The sequence below is a fragment of the Streptomyces sp. NBC_00162 genome (assembly GCF_024611995.1).
Classification (GTDB): Bacteria; Actinomycetota; Actinomycetes; order Streptomycetales; family Streptomycetaceae; genus Streptomyces.
Map to the genome: position 1 here is coordinate 7,117,306 of NZ_CP102509.1, position 14,990 is coordinate 7,132,295.

A 14,990-nucleotide genomic window follows, 5' to 3' on the forward strand; every position below is an offset into this window, starting at 1 on the left:
TCCTGCGTTTCCCCTGTTCAGAAGCCCCGTACTCCGGTCTCCGGAGTGCGGGGCTTCTGTCGTTTCCGTCCAACTGTTCGAGTGGCCAGGGGCGTTCGTTGACTCCCCGGCCGGCTCCGGGAAAGCTGTGTCTTGGCCGGAAGAGGGCGCTGGAAAGCCCCTCGCAGCGAGATCCGATCCCCTGGCCACCACCCGAAAAGCAGCCTTTCCGCGGCACCGCCATGCCGCGCGCTTCCCCGTCATGCCCTGGCTCGAATTGCCCTCGTGAAGGAAGTAGAGGAAACCATGCGTTCCGTCGCCGTAGTCCTCGGCACCCGGCCCGAAGCCATCAAGTTCGCGCCGGTCATCCGCGCCCTCCAGGACGACCCGCGTTTCGAGCCGGTCGTGATCTCCACCGGCCAGCACCGCCAGATGCTCGACGAGACCCTCGACGCCTTCGGCCTCACCGCCGACGTCGACCTGAAGGTGATGGCGCCCAAGCAGACCCTCTCCCAGGTCACCTACCGGTCGCTGCGCGGCCTGGAGGACTACTTCGCCACCGCGCCCGCCGACGCGGTCCTGGTCCACGGTGACACCGCCACCACCCTCACCGGGGCCCTGGCCGGGTTCCACCAGCGGATCCCCGTCGTCCACGTCGAGGCCGGACTGCGCAGCGGCCGGCTCGGCTCTCCCTTCCCCGAGGAGGGCAACAGACGGCTCGTCGCGCAGATCGCGGCCCTGCACCTGGCCCCCACCCCCGGCAACCTGGCGAACCTGCTGCGCGAGGGCATCGACGCCGACACCGTCACCGTCACCGGCAACACCGTCATCGACGCCCTGCGCTGGGCCAGCGGCCGCGCACAGAGCTACGGCGTCCCCGCCCTCGCCGACCTCGACCAGGACCCCTGCCGGGTCGTCCTGGCCTCCGCACACCGCCGCGAGGCATGGCCGTACCTGCCGCAGATCGGGCAGGCCCTGGCCCGCATCGCCGACGAGCCCGGCGTCCGCGTCGTCGTCCCGCTGCACCGCAACCCCGTGGTCCGCGAGGCGCTCCTGCCGTACATCGGCGGCCACCCGGCCATCACCGTCGTCGACCCGCTGCCCTACCTCAGCTTCTGCAAGCTCATGGGCCGCGCCGACGTCATCGTCTCCGACAGCAGCGGCAGCCAGGAGGAGGGTCCCGCGCTCGGCAAGCCCACCCTGGTCCTCGGCGACGTCACCGAACGCTCCGAGGCCATCGTCGCCGGCACCGCCTGCCTCGTCGGAACGGGCACCGACGGCATCGTCGCCCACACCCTGGAGCTGCTGCGCGACCGGGCCGCCTACGACCGGATGGCCAACGCCGCCAACCCGTACGGAGACGGCCGGGCCACCGCGCGCACCGTCGACGCGCTCGCCCACTTCTTCGGCATGGGGCCCGCCCCCGAGCCCTTCGTCCCCGAGACCGCCGTCGACGAGCTCAGCGTGGAACTCGCCCGTACCGCCGACTTCGCCCGCACCTGACCGAGACCGAGAGGAAGCACCGTATGAGCGCCACCCCGTCCGCCATCGAACGCCCGCTGAACTTCAGCACCCCGTACCTGAGGGCCGACCTCGTGCGCGACGCCGTGGACTACACCGTCGAAGGCCGCACGATCGTGATCAACCCCGGCACCACCCCCGTGACCGTCGCCGAGGTGCCGCGCAAGACCATCCCCCCGCTCTCCTCGACGGTGCTCGCCGGCACCCGCATAGAGAAGGCCGACGCGCTGCTCCTGCTGCGCCCCGCGGCGGAGGACGCCGAGATGGCCCGCATCACGGGGGAGCCGGGCTGGCACCACCTCGCCGACCTGCTCGGCCCCGGGGAGTTCTCCCGGGAGACCCCGCTCTACCGGAGCCCCCAGGACGAGATCAACACCGTCCTGTTCGACCCCGCCCACATCCTTGGCGAACGTGAAACCGCCCTGGACCAGCGCGAGTTCAACGTCAGGGCCAACCTGTGGTTCGCGCCGGCCGGCACCGACTGCTTCATCCACAACACGCACGACTTCATCGAGGTCCACACCCAGGTGCACGGCCTCGGGCGCATGCAGCGGTTCCGCGACCACGACCAGGCCTCCCTCTACCAGGACGTCCTGATGAGCCCGGGTTACACCACCCCGGACCCGTTCTGCGCGACCGGCCCCCAGTGCAGCTACCACTACCCGATGCACCAGTACCGGGCCGACACCGACTGCGTCTGGCTCGCCATCGAGTACCACCCCGTACCCCGCGCCCTGCGCACCCTGCCCGTCCCGACCGTCTTGGAGAACCACTGATGACCGCCACCGGCAAGGCCGCCACCAACAAGAATGGCGAGACCGCCCTGCGCGCCCCGAAGTTCACGGCCGAGGTCGTCGCCGACCAGCTCCGCGACGGCTACTGGCTGGAGGCTCCCGACATCGACGGGGACGGCAAGCCCGACCTGTTCGGCTACGGGCTGCGGCTCGGCGAGATCTACTGGTACGCCAACGACGGCGACTGGACCCGCCGGCTGATCGCCGACCGGATCAAGATGCCCGTGGGCGCCGACTTCGCCGACGTCAGCGGCAACGGCCACCCCGACGTCATCGTCTGCTACGACCTGTACGGCCCGATCGGCACGATCCACGACGCCAACACCGAAGGCGGCAAGATCGACTGGCTGGAGAACCCGGGCACCCCGGACAAGGACGAGTCCCGCTGGAAGCGGCACTACGTCGGACGCGCCACCGGCATGCACCGCCTGCGCGCCGGCCACTTCACCCGCACCGACCGCCTCCAGATCATCGGCCTGCCGATCGTCGCCAAGGAAGACGTCCACGCCGTACTGCCGGTCGTGCTGTTCACACAGCCCGACGACGTGCACACGGCGGAGGAGTGGCCGATGACCGTCATCGACGACAGCCACTTCCGGATGATCCACGGCGCCGAGAAGAAGCAGGGCCTGGTCCCCGGCTCCGACCTCGAGTCCCTGCTCCTGGCCTCCGACGAGGGCGTCACCTGGCTCTACTACGACGAGGCCCGCCAGGAGTGGATCCGGGAGCTGATCGGCACGGGCGAGCTCACGCAGTTCGAGCAGACCGGCTTCCGCGGCAGCGGCGACCTCAACGTGGGCCGGCTCGGCGACGACCCGATGGCGTACGTCGCCGCCATCGAGCCCTTCCACGGCAACACCGTGGCCGTCTACACGAAGGCCGCTGAGGGCGAAGGCTGGAACCGCGTGCTGCTGGACGTGTACGGCGACCCCAACGAGAACGGCGAGGGCCCCGGCCACCAGATCGTCTGCGCCGACTTCGACGGCGACGGGGACGAGGAGTTCCTCGTGGCGCTGCGCGGCCCGTGGCCCTGGCAGGGCGTCATGTACTACAAGGCGATCGACGCGGCCAACGGGGTCTGGGCCAAGTGGCGGGTGTCCGAGGAGTCCGTCGCCCGCATCGCCACGGCCGACTTCAACGGGGACGGCCGCCTGGACTTCGCCACCATCGCGTACTCCGTCCAGAACTACTACGTGGCCAAGGACGCCAAGCTCATGGTCTACCGCAACGAGATCGAGCAGTAGGCCCGGGTCCCGACCGGCCGGTCCCGCGAAGCCCTTCGCGCCACCGGGACCGTGCACCGCACGGCGGAGCACGGTCCCGGCGGCTGTCCCCTGACGAACCCTCTTCCGAAAGAGCGACCCTGTGGCCTCCTCGACGCCCTCCGAAGCCGCCAAGCGGGCGAAGCTGCCCTCACTGACCGGCCTGCGGTTCTTCGCCGCCCTCCTCGTCTTCTTCTTCCACTCCTCCCTGTCGGACTCCCCGATTCCGCCGAACGCCCCGATCAACCCCTTCGCCGACGCCTCGATCGCCGACGGCTACGCGACGGCCTTCGGCAAGGCTGGCTATCTCGGGGTCTCGTTCTTCTTCGTCCTGTCCGGCTTCGTACTGGCCTGGGCCTCGCGGCCCGGCGAGCGCGTCACCGCCTTCCTCCGCCGCCGACTGCTGAAGATCTTCCCCAACCACATCGTCGTCTTCGCCGCCGCGATGATCCTGTTCGCCGGCGCCGCGGTCACCAGCGTCGCCGACTGGCTGCCGAACCTGCTCCTGATCCACACCTGGTTCCCGCAGGCGACCGTCAACCTGAGCGTGAACCCGCCGAGTTGGTCCCTCGGCAGCGAGCTGCTCTTCTACGTGCTCTTCCCGCTGCTGATCGTCCCGATCCGCAGGATCCGGGGCGCGGCCCTGTGGGTGTGGAGCGGCCTGATGGTCGCCGGTATGGTCGCTGTTCAGCTGGTCTCGACCTACGTCGTCCCCGACACCCCGAAGTCGGCCATCACCCCCGTCTCCGACCTGCAGTTCTGGTTCGGCTACCTGCTGCCGCTCGGCCGGGTCTTCGAGTTCGCCCTCGGCATCCTGCTCGCCCGCGTGGTCCTGGCCGGACTCTGGCCGCGGCGCGTCGGCTTCGGCGCCGCCGTGGCCCTGACCGTGCTCGGCTACGCCGTCGCGCTCGTCGCCCCGTTCCAGTACGGATTCGTCGTCGCGACGATCGTTCCCGTCGCCGCGCTCATCGGGGCCACCGCCAACGCCGACGTACAGGGCCGCACCACGTTCCTGCGCAGCCGGCCCATGGTCTGGCTCGGCGAGGTGTCCTTCGGGTTCTACCTCGTCCAGGGCGTCACGATCTTCTACCTGCGCTCGCTGCTGGGCGAGGCCACCTACAGCGTCCCCGTCGCCCTGCTGGTGATCGCCGGCTTCTTCTGTGCCTCGCTGCTGGGCGGCTGGCTCCTCTTCCGCTTCGTGGAGATGCCCGCCATGCGCCGCTTCGGCCGCAGCCGCCCCCGTCCGCAGCAGGTCCCGGACGTGGTCGCCGAACCGTACGAGAGCCAGGCCCCGGTCCCCGCCATGACCGGCGGCCGCGCCCGCTGACCCGTACGCCCTGCCGCCGCTCCTACCGCTCTGTGCCCCCGCCCGCGTCCGCATCCGCCGACGCGGGCTTCGGGCTGTCGTGCCCCGCACTGCCGGAACCGGCGGTCAGACTCGACAGCATGCGCAGCGCCGCGTCGGAGGGAGAGGACTCGGGGGCGCTGTAGAGCAGCATCCGGTGGTTGGTGCCGTCGGTGAGGTGCAGGTTCTCGAAGTCGAGGGTCAGCGGGCCCACGACCGGGTGGTGCAGGGTCTTCGTACCCACGGTGCAGTCCCGCACCGGGTGCTTGGACCACAGCGTCGCGAAGTCGGGGCTCTGCAGCATCAGGGACCCGATGAGCTCGGCCAGCGCGCGGTCCTCGGGATTGCGTCCGGCGACCAGGCGCAGCGCCGCCAGGGCGACACGGGCCTCGCTCTTCCAGTCCGTGTACAGCTCCCGGGTGTGCGGGTCGAGGAACAGCATCCGCGTGAGGTTGGGGCGTACGGCAGGGTCGTCGGGGCTCGCGAAGCCGAGGTGCCCGGCGAGCAGGGCGTGGCCCAGCGGGTTCCAGGCGAGCACGTTGTTGCGGCCGTCCAGAACGACGGCGGGGACCTGCGGCATCGCGCCGATCAGCCGGCGCGTGGCGTCCCGGGCGTACTCGGGACGGGGCGACGGGGACCGCTTGGCACGCGGCGGCCGCGCGAGGTTGAGCAGATGGGCGTGCTCGTCCGGGGTCAGACGCAGGGCGCGGGCCAGGGCGTCGAGGACGCTGTCCGAGGCGTTCGTGCTCTGTCCCTGCTCCAGATGCGTGTAGTACGTGATGCTCACGCCGGCCAGCAGGGCGAGCTCCTCGCGCCGCAGCCCGGGCACGCGCCGGCGGGTGCCGTGGGAGGGGAGCCCGACGTCCTCGGGCTGGAGCTGGGCTCGACGGGTGCGAAGGAATTCGCCCAGGGCAGTGGGTGTGTCCATGCGTTCCAGTGTGCCGGGGGAGGGCCCGGAACGCTGCCCGTGAAGGTGGCCCTGGCAGTGCTAGCCTGCCCGGCGCCAGCACAACCAGGGGGCTGGGTAACCCCTTCCGACCGGTCCAGAGTCGATCCCGCAACACCTTGTTGCGTGATCGAGAGGATGTGTCGCGATGTCGGTTGTCGAGGGTGCGCGTGCTGATGCGGGTACGGGGGTGGCGGAGGGGCCCCTCCGTCTGGACGGGCGTCTGAAGCTCGTGCTGGTGGTGCTGCTGGTGGCGCAGTTCATGCTGGCGGTTGATTTCTCGATTCTGAACGTGGCGTTGCCGGTGATCGGTGACGGGCTCGGTTTCTCGTTGTCCAATCTGCAGTGGATCGCGACGTCGTTCGCGCTGTGTGCGGCGGGTTTCACGCTGTTGTTCGGGCGGGTCGCGGACCTGTTCGGCCGGCGCCGGCTGTTCCTGGTGGGTCTGGCCGTCCTGGGCCTGTCCTCACTGGCGGGTGGGCTCGCGACCAGCCCTGAAATGCTGCTGGTCGCCCGGGTGTTCCAGGGTCTGGCGACGGCCGCGGTCACCCCGGCGGGTCTGTCACTCCTGACGACCTCTTTCCCCGAGGGGCCGTTGCGTCAGAAGGCGCTGGGTCTCAACGGGGCGCTGATGTCGGCGGGATTCACCACCGGAGCCATCCTGGGTGGTGTCCTGACGGATCTGCTGTCGTGGCGGTGGGCGTTCTTCATCAACGTCCCGGTTGCGCTCGCGGTGCTGCTGATCGCTCCTGCGGTGATCAAGGAGTCTCGTCCGTCGGTGCGTCCGAAGCTGGATCTGCCGGGTGCCACGGCGGTGACGCTGGGTCTGCTCGCGTTGATCTACGGTCTGACGCAGGCGGGTGAGCACGGCTGGGGTTCGGGTTCGGCCCTGGGCTGGCTCGGTGCCGGTGTGGTCCTGCTGATCGCCTTCTACGCCGTCGAATCGAAGACCGCCGAGCCCCTCGTACCCGTCAGCGTGCTGAAGAAGAAGACGGTGGCCTGGGGCAATATCGCGGGTCTGATCGCGTTCCTGACGGAGACCAGTCTCGTCTTCCTGATGACGCTCTACCTTCAGGAGGTGCTGGACTTCTCGCCGTTGGCGGCGGGTCTGTCGTTCGGTGTGCTGGGTATCGGCACGGTGATCGGTGGATCGATCGCTCCTCGGGTGATCGCGGCGACGAATACGCGGACCACGCTGGTGGCGGGTGGTGTGCTGCAGGCGGTCGCGACGCTGAGTCTGATCGCACTCGGTGAGACCTCGTCGAGCATGTGGCTGCTGCTGATGGCCACGTTCGCTGGTGGTGTGGGGAACATGCTGGTGATCGTCGGGTTCATGGTGACGGCGACGACCGGTCTGCCGGATCACGAGCAGGGCATGGCGACGGGTCTGGCGACGATGACGCAGCAGATCGGTATCACGATGGGCACGCCGGTCATGTCGGCGATCGTCGCGGCGAACACCGACATCCACGAGGGGATCACGACCGCGGTCATCGTGAACACCGCGATCGTCCTGGTCGGCATCCTCACCACCGTCCTCTTCCTCCGCACCAAGCAGCCCGGCAACTAAGGCAACTCCGCCTTGTGACAGCCCTGCCGCGGCGGCGAACGTTGGCCCCAGGCACGGAGGGAAGGAACCCCGATGGCAACACCCACCCACTCGGCCGCCGGAAAGAACCGTGTCGCGGTCCGCTGGGAGCAGGTCCGCATCCCCTCCCCGTCCGGCCCGGTCCCCGCCAGGGTGTACCGGCCGGGGGCATCGGCACCGCACGGCTGGCTGGTGTGGGCCCACGGCGGCAGCTGGCGCGCCGGATCCGCTCAGGACTGGCACGGCGCGACCGCCGAACTCGCCCGGTTCTCCGGCTTCGGCGTCGTGAGCGTGGACTACCGGCTCGCCCCCGACGTACGGCACCCGGCCATGGTCGAGGACATCCTGTCCGCCCTCGACTGGGCCCGGGAACAGGCCGGGGGAGCGGTTCCCGTCGCCGTCGGCGGAGACAGCGCGGGAGCCACCCTGGCCGCCTGCGCCGCACTCGCCTGCCGCGACCGCGCCCTTCCCCTGGCGGCCCAGGTGCTCGCGTATCCGCCGCTGGACCCCGGCTGCACCGCGGCCTCGTACCACCGCTTCCCCGACATGTTCCCCACCGCGTCCTACCTGACCTCGGCCTGGCGGGCCTACCGGGCGCCCGGCCGGCCGTGCGCCGCCGACGGCACCCGCCTCTACAGCACCCCCTTCGAGGCGACCGAACTACGAGGCCTCGCCCCGGCCGTCCTGGCCACGGGCGATCTCGACCCCGTCGGTGACGACGTGCACCGCTACGCCCGCCTCCTGCGCGCGGCCGGGGTGGAGGTCGCTCTGCGCGAGTTCCGCCAGACCGGTCACGGAGCCTTCCTGCAACCCGCCCGAGGCCCGGCCGGGCCGGGCGTGCACAGCCCCGTGACCCTGCGCGGCTGGCTCGGACTGGCCCTGCACCTGCTCACGACCGAACGCCCCGACGAACCCACGGAGTCAGCATGACCGCCACCGGCCACCACACCTCCCAGGTCCCCAACCTCGACGCCCTGCTGAGGCACTTCGCCGATCTGCGCGACGGCCGCCACGGCGACGCCGTCTCCCGACCGGGAAAGGAGGAGCACTTCCGAACCGCCGCGCGCCTCCTGGACCCGTACGCCCGCCAGGCCCTGAGCGAGCTGAACGACGAACTCCTCCTCGGCCAGGGCGTGGTGGACGCCACCGGAGTCGAGCGCGCCGAAGACGGGAGCCTCTTCCACGCCTGGACCCTGTGGTGGGACGAGCAGTCGGCCGCCGACATCCCGCCGGTCACCCTGTACGCGCACTACGGCGCCTCCTTCCACCACCCGCACCTGCGCGGGGCGACCGTCTCCGAGTGGCCGCTGAACGTCTTCGACGACGCCCAGGCCGCCGCCGAACTGCCCACGCTGCGCGCCATCGCCGCCGCCGACCTGCACAACCTGGTCTTCGAACGGGACTTCAGGATCGTTCCCGCGACCATGGCCGGCGCCTCCGGCATCCCGGCCCACCAGCACTGAAAGGCCACGCACCATGACCAACCCCCGACTGTCCGTACTGGACCAGACCCCGGTCGGCGAGGACCACACGCCGGACCAGGCAGTGCGCGCTTCCGTGGACCTCGCCGTCGCCGCGGAAGACCTCGGATACACCCGCTACTGGGTCGCCGAACACCACGGTTCCCCGGGCTTCGGGGGCAGCGCGCCGGAGATCCTCGCCGGGGCCGTGCTCGCCCACACCTCGCGGATGCGGGTCGGTACGGGCGGCGTGCTGCTGCCCCGCTACGACCCGGCGAAGGTCGCCGAGGTCTTCGGCGTACTGGCCTCCCTCCATCCGGGGCGGGTGGACCTCGGGATCGGCCGGGCCGGCGGCCCCGCGCGCGACTTCCCCCAGCGGCTGGCGGACCTGCGCGCCCTGCTGGGCGAGGGCGGCGTCGTCCCGCACGCACCGGTCCCGCCGCAGATGTGGCTGCTGGGCGCGGGACGCGAGTCGGCCCGCCTGGCCGGACGGCTGGGCACCGAGTTCGCGTTCGGGCACTTCTTCTCCCCGACCGGCGGCCCGGCGGCGTTCGAGGACTACCGTGCCGCGTTCTCGGCCGCCACCGGTCACCGCGCCGGCGGGGCCCTCGCCGTGCGCGTGGTGACCGCGGACAGCGCCGGCCGCGCCGAGGAGCTGGCACAGAGCCTGCTGCTGTGGCGCGCCCGCAAGGACCTCGGCCAGGACCGTCCGCTGCCGTCGTACGAGACCACCCGCCGCCACCGCTGGACGGGCGCGGAGCTGGAGCGGGCCAAGGTGCACCGGACGGCCCTGGTCTCCGGGGCGCCCGAGCAGGTGCACGCCGCGCTGACCGCACTGGCCGGGACCCACGGGGTGGACGAGCTGATCATCAACACCCTGACACCCGACCCGGCCGACCGGCAGCGCTCGTACGAACTGCTGGCCGAGGCCTTTGGCCTCCCCCGCTTGAAGGGTCAAACCATCGACGGGTTAGCATATGAGCGCCGCCTAGCTCGAAAGATAAACCTGTGACTGTCAATGACGACTCGTTCACCAACTGGAAGAACCGCGAGGAGATCGCGGAGTCGATGATCCCGATCATCGGGAAGCTGCACCGGGAGCGGGACGTCACCGTCCTGCTTCACAGCCGCTCCTTGGTGAACAAATCGGTGGTGAGCATCCTCAAGACCCACCGCTTCGCCCGGCAGATCGACGGCGAGGAGCTGTCCGTCACCGAGACGATGCCGTTCCTCGAGGCCCTCGCCGCCCTTGATCTCGGTCCCTCCCAGATCGACATCGGCATGCTGGCCGCGACGTACAAGACCGACGACCGCGGACTCTCGGTCGCCGAGTTCACCGCCGATGCGGTCATCGGAGCCACGGGTGAGAACAAGCTCGAGCGCGGCGACGGCCGCGACGTCGTCCTCTACGGCTTCGGCCGCATCGGCCGCCTCGTCGCCCGCCTGCTGATCGAGAAGGCCGGCTCCGGCAACGGCCTGCGGCTGCGCGCCATCGTCGTCCGCCAGGGCGGCGACCAGGACATCGTCAAGCGCGCCTCGCTGCTGCGCCGCGACTCCATCCACGGCCAGTTCCAGGGCACGATCACCGTTGACGAGGCGAACAGCACGATCATCGCCAACGGCAACGCGATCCGGGTGATCTACGCCAACGACCCGTCCGAGGTCGACTACACGGCGTACGGCATCCAGGACGCCATCCTCATCGACAACACGGGCAAGTGGCGCGACCGCGAGGGCCTCTCCAAGCACCTGCGCCCCGGCATCGACAAGGTCGTCCTGACCGCCCCCGGCAAGGGCGACGTCCCGAACATCGTGCACGGCGTCAACCACGACACGATCAAGCCGGACGAGCAGATCCTGTCCTGCGCCTCCTGCACCACCAACGCGATCGTCCCGCCGCTGAAGGCCATGGACGACGAGTACGGCGTGCTGCGCGGCCACGTGGAGACCGTCCACTCGTTCACCAACGACCAGAACCTTCTGGACAACTACCACAAGGCCGACCGTCGCGGCCGCTCCGCGCCGCTCAACATGGTCATCACCGAGACCGGTGCCGCCTCCGCCGTCGCCAAGGCGCTCCCCGACCTCAAGGCGCCGATCACCGGCAGCTCGATCCGCGTCCCCGTCCCGGACGTCTCGATCGCCATCCTGAGCCTGCGCCTGGGCCGCGAGACCACCCGCGAGGAGGTCCTGGACTACCTCCGCGACGTCTCGCTGCACTCGCCGCTCAAGCGCCAGATCGACTTCACCACCGCTCCCGACGCCGTCTCCATGGACTTCGTCGGCTCGCGCCACGCCTCGATCGTCGACGCGGGCGCCACCAAGGTCGACGGGGACAACGCGATCCTCTACCTCTGGTACGACAACGAGTTCGGCTACTCCTGCCAGGTCATCCGTGTCGTCCAGCACGTCTCCGGCGTCGAGTACCCGACGTACCCGGCCCCGGCGGTCTGATCCCCGGCGCTCCGACACGCACCGCGCCCCGCCCCGGTCATCCGGGGCGGGGCGCGGCTGCTTGCGGCGGCGAGGGTTCGCGGCCCTCCCGGCCGCTACTTCTTCCGGTCCTTGCCGTTGCCCTTCGCGCCGTTCTTGAGGGTGATGCCCTCGATCTCGGTGAAATCGATGCGCGTCCCGGCACCGGTCGTCTTCGGGTACCTGACGAAGACCGACCCGTTGCCCACCTGCTGGCCGTACTCCGTGTTCAGCACGGCCGACGGCGAGCCGCCGCGCACGATCAGCTCGTCACCCTTGGGCGGCCTGACCGTGGACGGGGACCCTCCGTCCACGGACAGCTGGGCGCTGACCGTGTCCTTCACGGTGAGGTCCACCGTGTCCTGGCCGCCGCGCGAGAGGATGCCGATCCGCTCGGTCTCGCCGGTGGTGATCCGCAGGCCGAGCAGCGGCGCCAGGGCCGGGGACCGGAGCGCCGGCAAGGCGTCGACCCGCAGGGTGGTGAACACGTCCACGACGCCGTGGACCGTGTCCTGCCGGTTGGTGCCCACGATGGTGACCTCGTCGTCGCCGCCGTCGGGGCTGACCAGTACGTCGCCCACCACGCGGGAGAAGCTGATCACCTGGGCGGAGTTCGAGCGGCTCAGCCGTCCGCTGTTGCCGCTGGTCGGGGTGAAGGTCAGCTGCTCGTCGCCCGCGCCGCCCTGGACGGTCACGGCGTGACCGTTCGCGTCGAGGTTCACCACGGGGATCCCGCGGATGCCGACGAAACCGCCCGGGACGCCGGGGTAGCCCCGGACGGTCTCCCGGCCGACATCGACGAGCAGGTTCCCGGTCGCGCCCGAGAGCGTCAGCGAGTGTCTGGCGATGGTCACCGGGAGGGACGGCGAGGCCGGGCTGACATTGCCGGCGAGGTCCTCGAGCAGCACGGCGAAGTCGTACGTCCCGTCGCCGAGCGTGGAGCTGACCACCTCGTACGCGCCGCCGGAGGTGACGGTGTCCTTGCCGACCACGATCGGGCCGTCGGCGGCCGCCGACCGGGCGGCGCCCGTCCGGTCGGTGGTCAGCCGGACCAGCGCGTTGGGCTCGGCCTCCGAGCCCTGGAAGGCGGGCGTGGCGATCGTCGTGATGTTGTCGATGTCGTTGCCGCCGGTGTCGCTCGAGGACAGCAGGTCCGGGGCGGCTGGGCGGGCCGGCGCGGTCGTGTCGAGCGTGATCAACAGCCGGTGTGAGCTCTCCGCACCCGAACCGAAGACGTGGGAGATGCCGGCGAGGCCCGGGTCGTCGGCCGGGTCGACGATCACCACCTCGGCGGTGATCTGGTTCTCCCCCTCCACCAGCACGGGGTCCAGGTGGATCCGGTACAGCCCCGGCTTGGCGGCCGGGTCCACCGGCTGCGCGAAGCCGACGCGCTCTCCGTCGCGTTCCACGGCCACCTTGAAACCGGGGGCGTCGTCCGCGAGCGTGGCCGTGGCGTTCTGCGCCGACAGCGCGATTCCCGCCGCCCGCAGCTCCGCGTCGTCGACCCGGAGGTACAGGTCCGGCCCGGCGATCCTGGTGACGTCGTCGTTGTCGAAGCGGCCCGAGTCGGACTCGCGCCTGAGGTCGAGGCCGGAGGGTTCGGGGGCCGCGCGGTTGACCACGCCCAGGTCGTAGGCGGCCTGCGGCGGGTCGGTCGGCGACGCGTCACCCGGCCTGGTCGGATCGACGATGCCGGCGTCGCTGACCACCACGAAGTACGGCTGGTCCTTGACGACCGGGATCGCGAGCCTGCTCGTCGAGCTGCCCGGCCGGGTCGTGGCGACGGTCCCGGTGGAGACCAGGTTGCCGAACTTGTCGTACGCGCGGACCTGGAGCCCGGAGATCACCTCGTTGAAGGCGATCTCGGCCTGCAGGTGCCCGGTGTGGCGGGGCTCGATCCTGAAGAAGTCCACGTCGGTGGCACTGTGCAGGGTGAGCCGGGGCTTGGTGACCCTGTTGTTCGAGCCGATCGCGGCGGCGACGGCGGTGTCGATCGACTCGTTCGGTTCGAAGCCGTCGGGGAAGGCTCCGAGCAGCGAGAACGTGTCGTAGTAGGTGGTCTGCGCCCCCTGGGCCGGGTTGGTGCCGGTCGGCGGGGTGGCGTTGCCGGTCCAGGTCGCGTAGCCGATCCCGTCGACCGTCCACACGCCGTTGTACTCGCCGATGCGCAGGGTCTGCTCGGTGGAGGCGGTCACGGTGCCGCAGCCCGGGTTGTTCCCGAACCGGCAGCGGGCGCCCAGGTCGGGGTCGAAGGGGGCGTCGCTGATCCTGAAATCGTGCGACCAGGTCGCTCCGCCGTCCCGGCTCGCCGTCCCGTAGAGGTCGAGCAGGAAGTTGTTGTTCCCGTTCGGCCCGGTGCCGCCGTTCCGCCTGCCGCTGCGGTTGTCGTACCAGTGGGCGACGATGTTCCCGTCCTGGTCGATGTGGGCGGTGGGCATCACCGCGAGGGTCTGCCCCGGCCCGTGGTCGACCCTGGAGGGTGCGGCGAAGGAGACGCCGTTGTCCGTGGAGCGGGCGATGCGGACGTCTCCGTCGTCACCGCTCCCGAAGGCGTTGTCGGGGTCGTCGTTGGCGACCACGTAGACGTTGCCGGGACGGCCCGGGTCGGGCAGCACCCACGGCTGCATGGAGCCCTGGAGCCAGAAGTCGGTCCCCGGGATGTCGCCCGCGCCGTTCTGCACGTTGCAGGTGACGCTCGCCTCCCCGGCCCCGAACGGTGTGCTCCGCTGCGGTACGACACCGCCGGCGAAGTCGGCCCCGCCGGAGCCGTCGCGCAGGAGCCGTACGGTGCCCTGGCCGGGCGTCCCGTCGGTCCCCTCGTCGCACGTGCCGGCGTGGTAGGCGACGTAGAGGTCGCCGTTCGGGCCGATGGCCGCGTGCGAGGGCCAGACGTTCCCGTCCGCGGCGGCGGACAGGACGCTCGGCACGGACCAGTTCGCGCCGCCGTTCACGGAGCGGGAGAACTGGATCTCCCACGGCGCGCCGAGGTGGGTCCAGACGATGTAGAGGTTGTCCCGGTACGGGCTGGTGGGGTTGGCGTCGGCCACCAGCCACTGCTTGTCGTGGTTGTTGGGGCTGTTCCCGCTCACCTGGACGGGGGTGAACGTCTGGTTCCCCGGCGTCGTCAGGTCGTTGATCCGGGCGACCCCCACCCCGAAGCGGCCGGGGGTGGAGTTGAAGCTCGGCGAGAGATGGGTGACGAACAGGCGCCCTTGCGAGTCGAAGGCGAGGGAGGGGTCGCCGAAGCACTGGTTCCCGGTCAGGGTCGACGTCCGAGTGATCGGGAAGCCGTCCTTGCCGAAGTTGTTGTCGATGCGGACCGTGCATCCCCGCATGACGGCGACCTGTGACGGCCTGCGGGGATTGGCCGTGGCATTGTGCGGCTCGAAGCCGGTCTCGAGCGCCCGGTCTTCGCCCGCCCAGGCGGGTGTCGCGGTCTCGACGAACAACAGTGTCTGCAGTACGAGGAGAACACTGCTGAAAACGATGAGGGCACGGCGTCGGATGTGGTCGCCCAACACGCGTCCCCCCTGGCTGGTTCCGCTCATCCCTCTCCTTCTGGCCCGGCCGCCGAGCGTGGTGCCCCGACGGCCTGCGCATCTCGCGAGAGGACTGTGGCAGCG

General features: G+C 70.6%; 11 protein-coding genes. 9 read left to right on the plus strand and 2 right to left on the minus strand.

Annotation, left to right across the window (positions count from 1 at the left end; genetic code table 11):
• Positions 1 to 285: 285 nt before the first annotated feature.
• From wecB to JIW86_RS33105, 4 genes are all read left to right on the plus strand, one after another.
• The gene (gene wecB, locus JIW86_RS33090) at positions 286 to 1,482 is read left to right on the plus strand and encodes a non-hydrolyzing UDP-N-acetylglucosamine 2-epimerase (RefSeq protein ID WP_257557547.1); all 1,197 of its coding nucleotides are present in this window, start codon (positions 286 to 288) and stop codon (positions 1,480 to 1,482) included.
• A 23-nt stretch (positions 1,483 to 1,505) separates the two neighbouring features.
• Entirely contained in the window at positions 1,506 to 2,276 is a 771-nt protein-coding gene (locus JIW86_RS33095; RefSeq protein ID WP_257557549.1) for a hypothetical protein, read from the plus strand.
• The gene (locus tag JIW86_RS33100) at positions 2,276 to 3,538 is read left to right on the plus strand and encodes an FG-GAP repeat domain-containing protein (protein WP_257557550.1); all 1,263 of its coding nucleotides are present in this window, start codon (positions 2,276 to 2,278) and stop codon (positions 3,536 to 3,538) included. Before JIW86_RS33095 ends, JIW86_RS33100 begins: the two co-directional genes overlap by 1 nt.
• A 121-nt stretch (positions 3,539 to 3,659) precedes the next feature.
• Positions 3,660 to 4,883: an acyltransferase family protein gene (locus JIW86_RS33105; RefSeq protein WP_257557551.1), complete on the plus strand. Its 1,224-nt coding sequence runs from the start codon at positions 3,660 to 3,662 to the stop codon at positions 4,881 to 4,883.
• 22 nt (positions 4,884 to 4,905) lie between these two features.
• Here the strand turns inward: JIW86_RS33105 and JIW86_RS33110 are convergent, their stop codons facing one another.
• On the minus strand, positions 4,906 to 5,829 hold the full coding sequence (locus JIW86_RS33110; protein ID WP_257557552.1) for a helix-turn-helix domain-containing protein: 924 nt from the start codon (positions 5,827 to 5,829) through the stop codon (positions 4,906 to 4,908).
• Between the two features lie 166 nt (positions 5,830 to 5,995).
• Here JIW86_RS33110 and JIW86_RS33115 point away from each other — a divergent pair, with 166 nt between their 5' ends.
• The 5 genes from JIW86_RS33115 to JIW86_RS33135 all read left to right on the plus strand — a co-directional run bounded on the left by JIW86_RS33115 (position 5,996) and on the right by JIW86_RS33135 (position 11,349).
• Entirely contained in the window at positions 5,996 to 7,417 is a 1,422-nt protein-coding gene (locus JIW86_RS33115) for an MFS transporter (RefSeq protein ID WP_257557553.1), read from the plus strand.
• Between the two features lie 72 nt (positions 7,418 to 7,489).
• On the plus strand, positions 7,490 to 8,365 hold the full coding sequence (locus tag JIW86_RS33120; protein WP_257557554.1) for an alpha/beta hydrolase fold domain-containing protein: 876 nt from the start codon (positions 7,490 to 7,492) through the stop codon (positions 8,363 to 8,365).
• Entirely contained in the window at positions 8,362 to 8,898 is a 537-nt protein-coding gene (locus tag JIW86_RS33125; RefSeq protein ID WP_257557556.1) for a hypothetical protein, read from the plus strand. Before JIW86_RS33120 ends, JIW86_RS33125 begins: the two co-directional genes overlap by 4 nt.
• Positions 8,899 to 8,911: 13 nt before the next feature.
• Positions 8,912 to 9,907 (plus strand): LLM class flavin-dependent oxidoreductase, encoded by a 996-nt coding sequence (locus tag JIW86_RS33130; RefSeq protein ID WP_257557558.1) that lies wholly within the window; start codon positions 8,912 to 8,914, stop codon positions 9,905 to 9,907.
• A complete protein-coding gene (locus JIW86_RS33135; RefSeq protein WP_257557560.1) occupies positions 9,904 to 11,349 on the plus strand; it encodes a glyceraldehyde-3-phosphate dehydrogenase in 1,446 nt (481 codons plus the stop codon). Before JIW86_RS33130 ends, JIW86_RS33135 begins: the two co-directional genes overlap by 4 nt.
• Positions 11,350 to 11,444: 95 nt before the next feature.
• Here the strand turns inward: JIW86_RS33135 and JIW86_RS33140 are convergent, their stop codons facing one another.
• Complete coding sequence (locus JIW86_RS33140) at positions 11,445 to 14,915, minus strand: Ig-like domain-containing protein (RefSeq protein WP_257557562.1); 3,471 nt, start codon at positions 14,913 to 14,915, stop codon at positions 11,445 to 11,447.
• Positions 14,916 to 14,990 lie beyond the last annotated feature (75 nt).

Bases quoted from the DNA above. Each gene is read 5' to 3' on its own strand.
- wecB (WP_257557547.1), top strand. From the start codon at position 286: ATGCGTTCCGTCGCCGTAGTCCTCGGCACCCGGCCCGAAGCCATCAAG.
- JIW86_RS33095 (WP_257557549.1), top strand. From the start codon at position 1,506: ATGAGCGCCACCCCGTCCGCCATCGAACGCCCGCTGAACTTCAGCACC.
- JIW86_RS33100 (WP_257557550.1), top strand. From the start codon at position 2,276: ATGACCGCCACCGGCAAGGCCGCCACCAACAAGAATGGCGAGACCGCC.
- JIW86_RS33110 (WP_257557552.1), bottom strand. From the start codon at position 5,829: ATGGACACACCCACTGCCCTGGGCGAATTCCTTCGCACCCGTCGAGCC.
- JIW86_RS33115 (WP_257557553.1), top strand. From the start codon at position 5,996: ATGTCGGTTGTCGAGGGTGCGCGTGCTGATGCGGGTACGGGGGTGGCG.
- JIW86_RS33120 (WP_257557554.1), top strand. From the start codon at position 7,490: ATGGCAACACCCACCCACTCGGCCGCCGGAAAGAACCGTGTCGCGGTC.
- JIW86_RS33125 (WP_257557556.1), top strand. From the start codon at position 8,362: ATGACCGCCACCGGCCACCACACCTCCCAGGTCCCCAACCTCGACGCC.
- JIW86_RS33130 (WP_257557558.1), top strand. From the start codon at position 8,912: ATGACCAACCCCCGACTGTCCGTACTGGACCAGACCCCGGTCGGCGAG.
- JIW86_RS33140 (WP_257557562.1), bottom strand. From the start codon at position 14,915: ATGAGCGGAACCAGCCAGGGGGGACGCGTGTTGGGCGACCACATCCGA.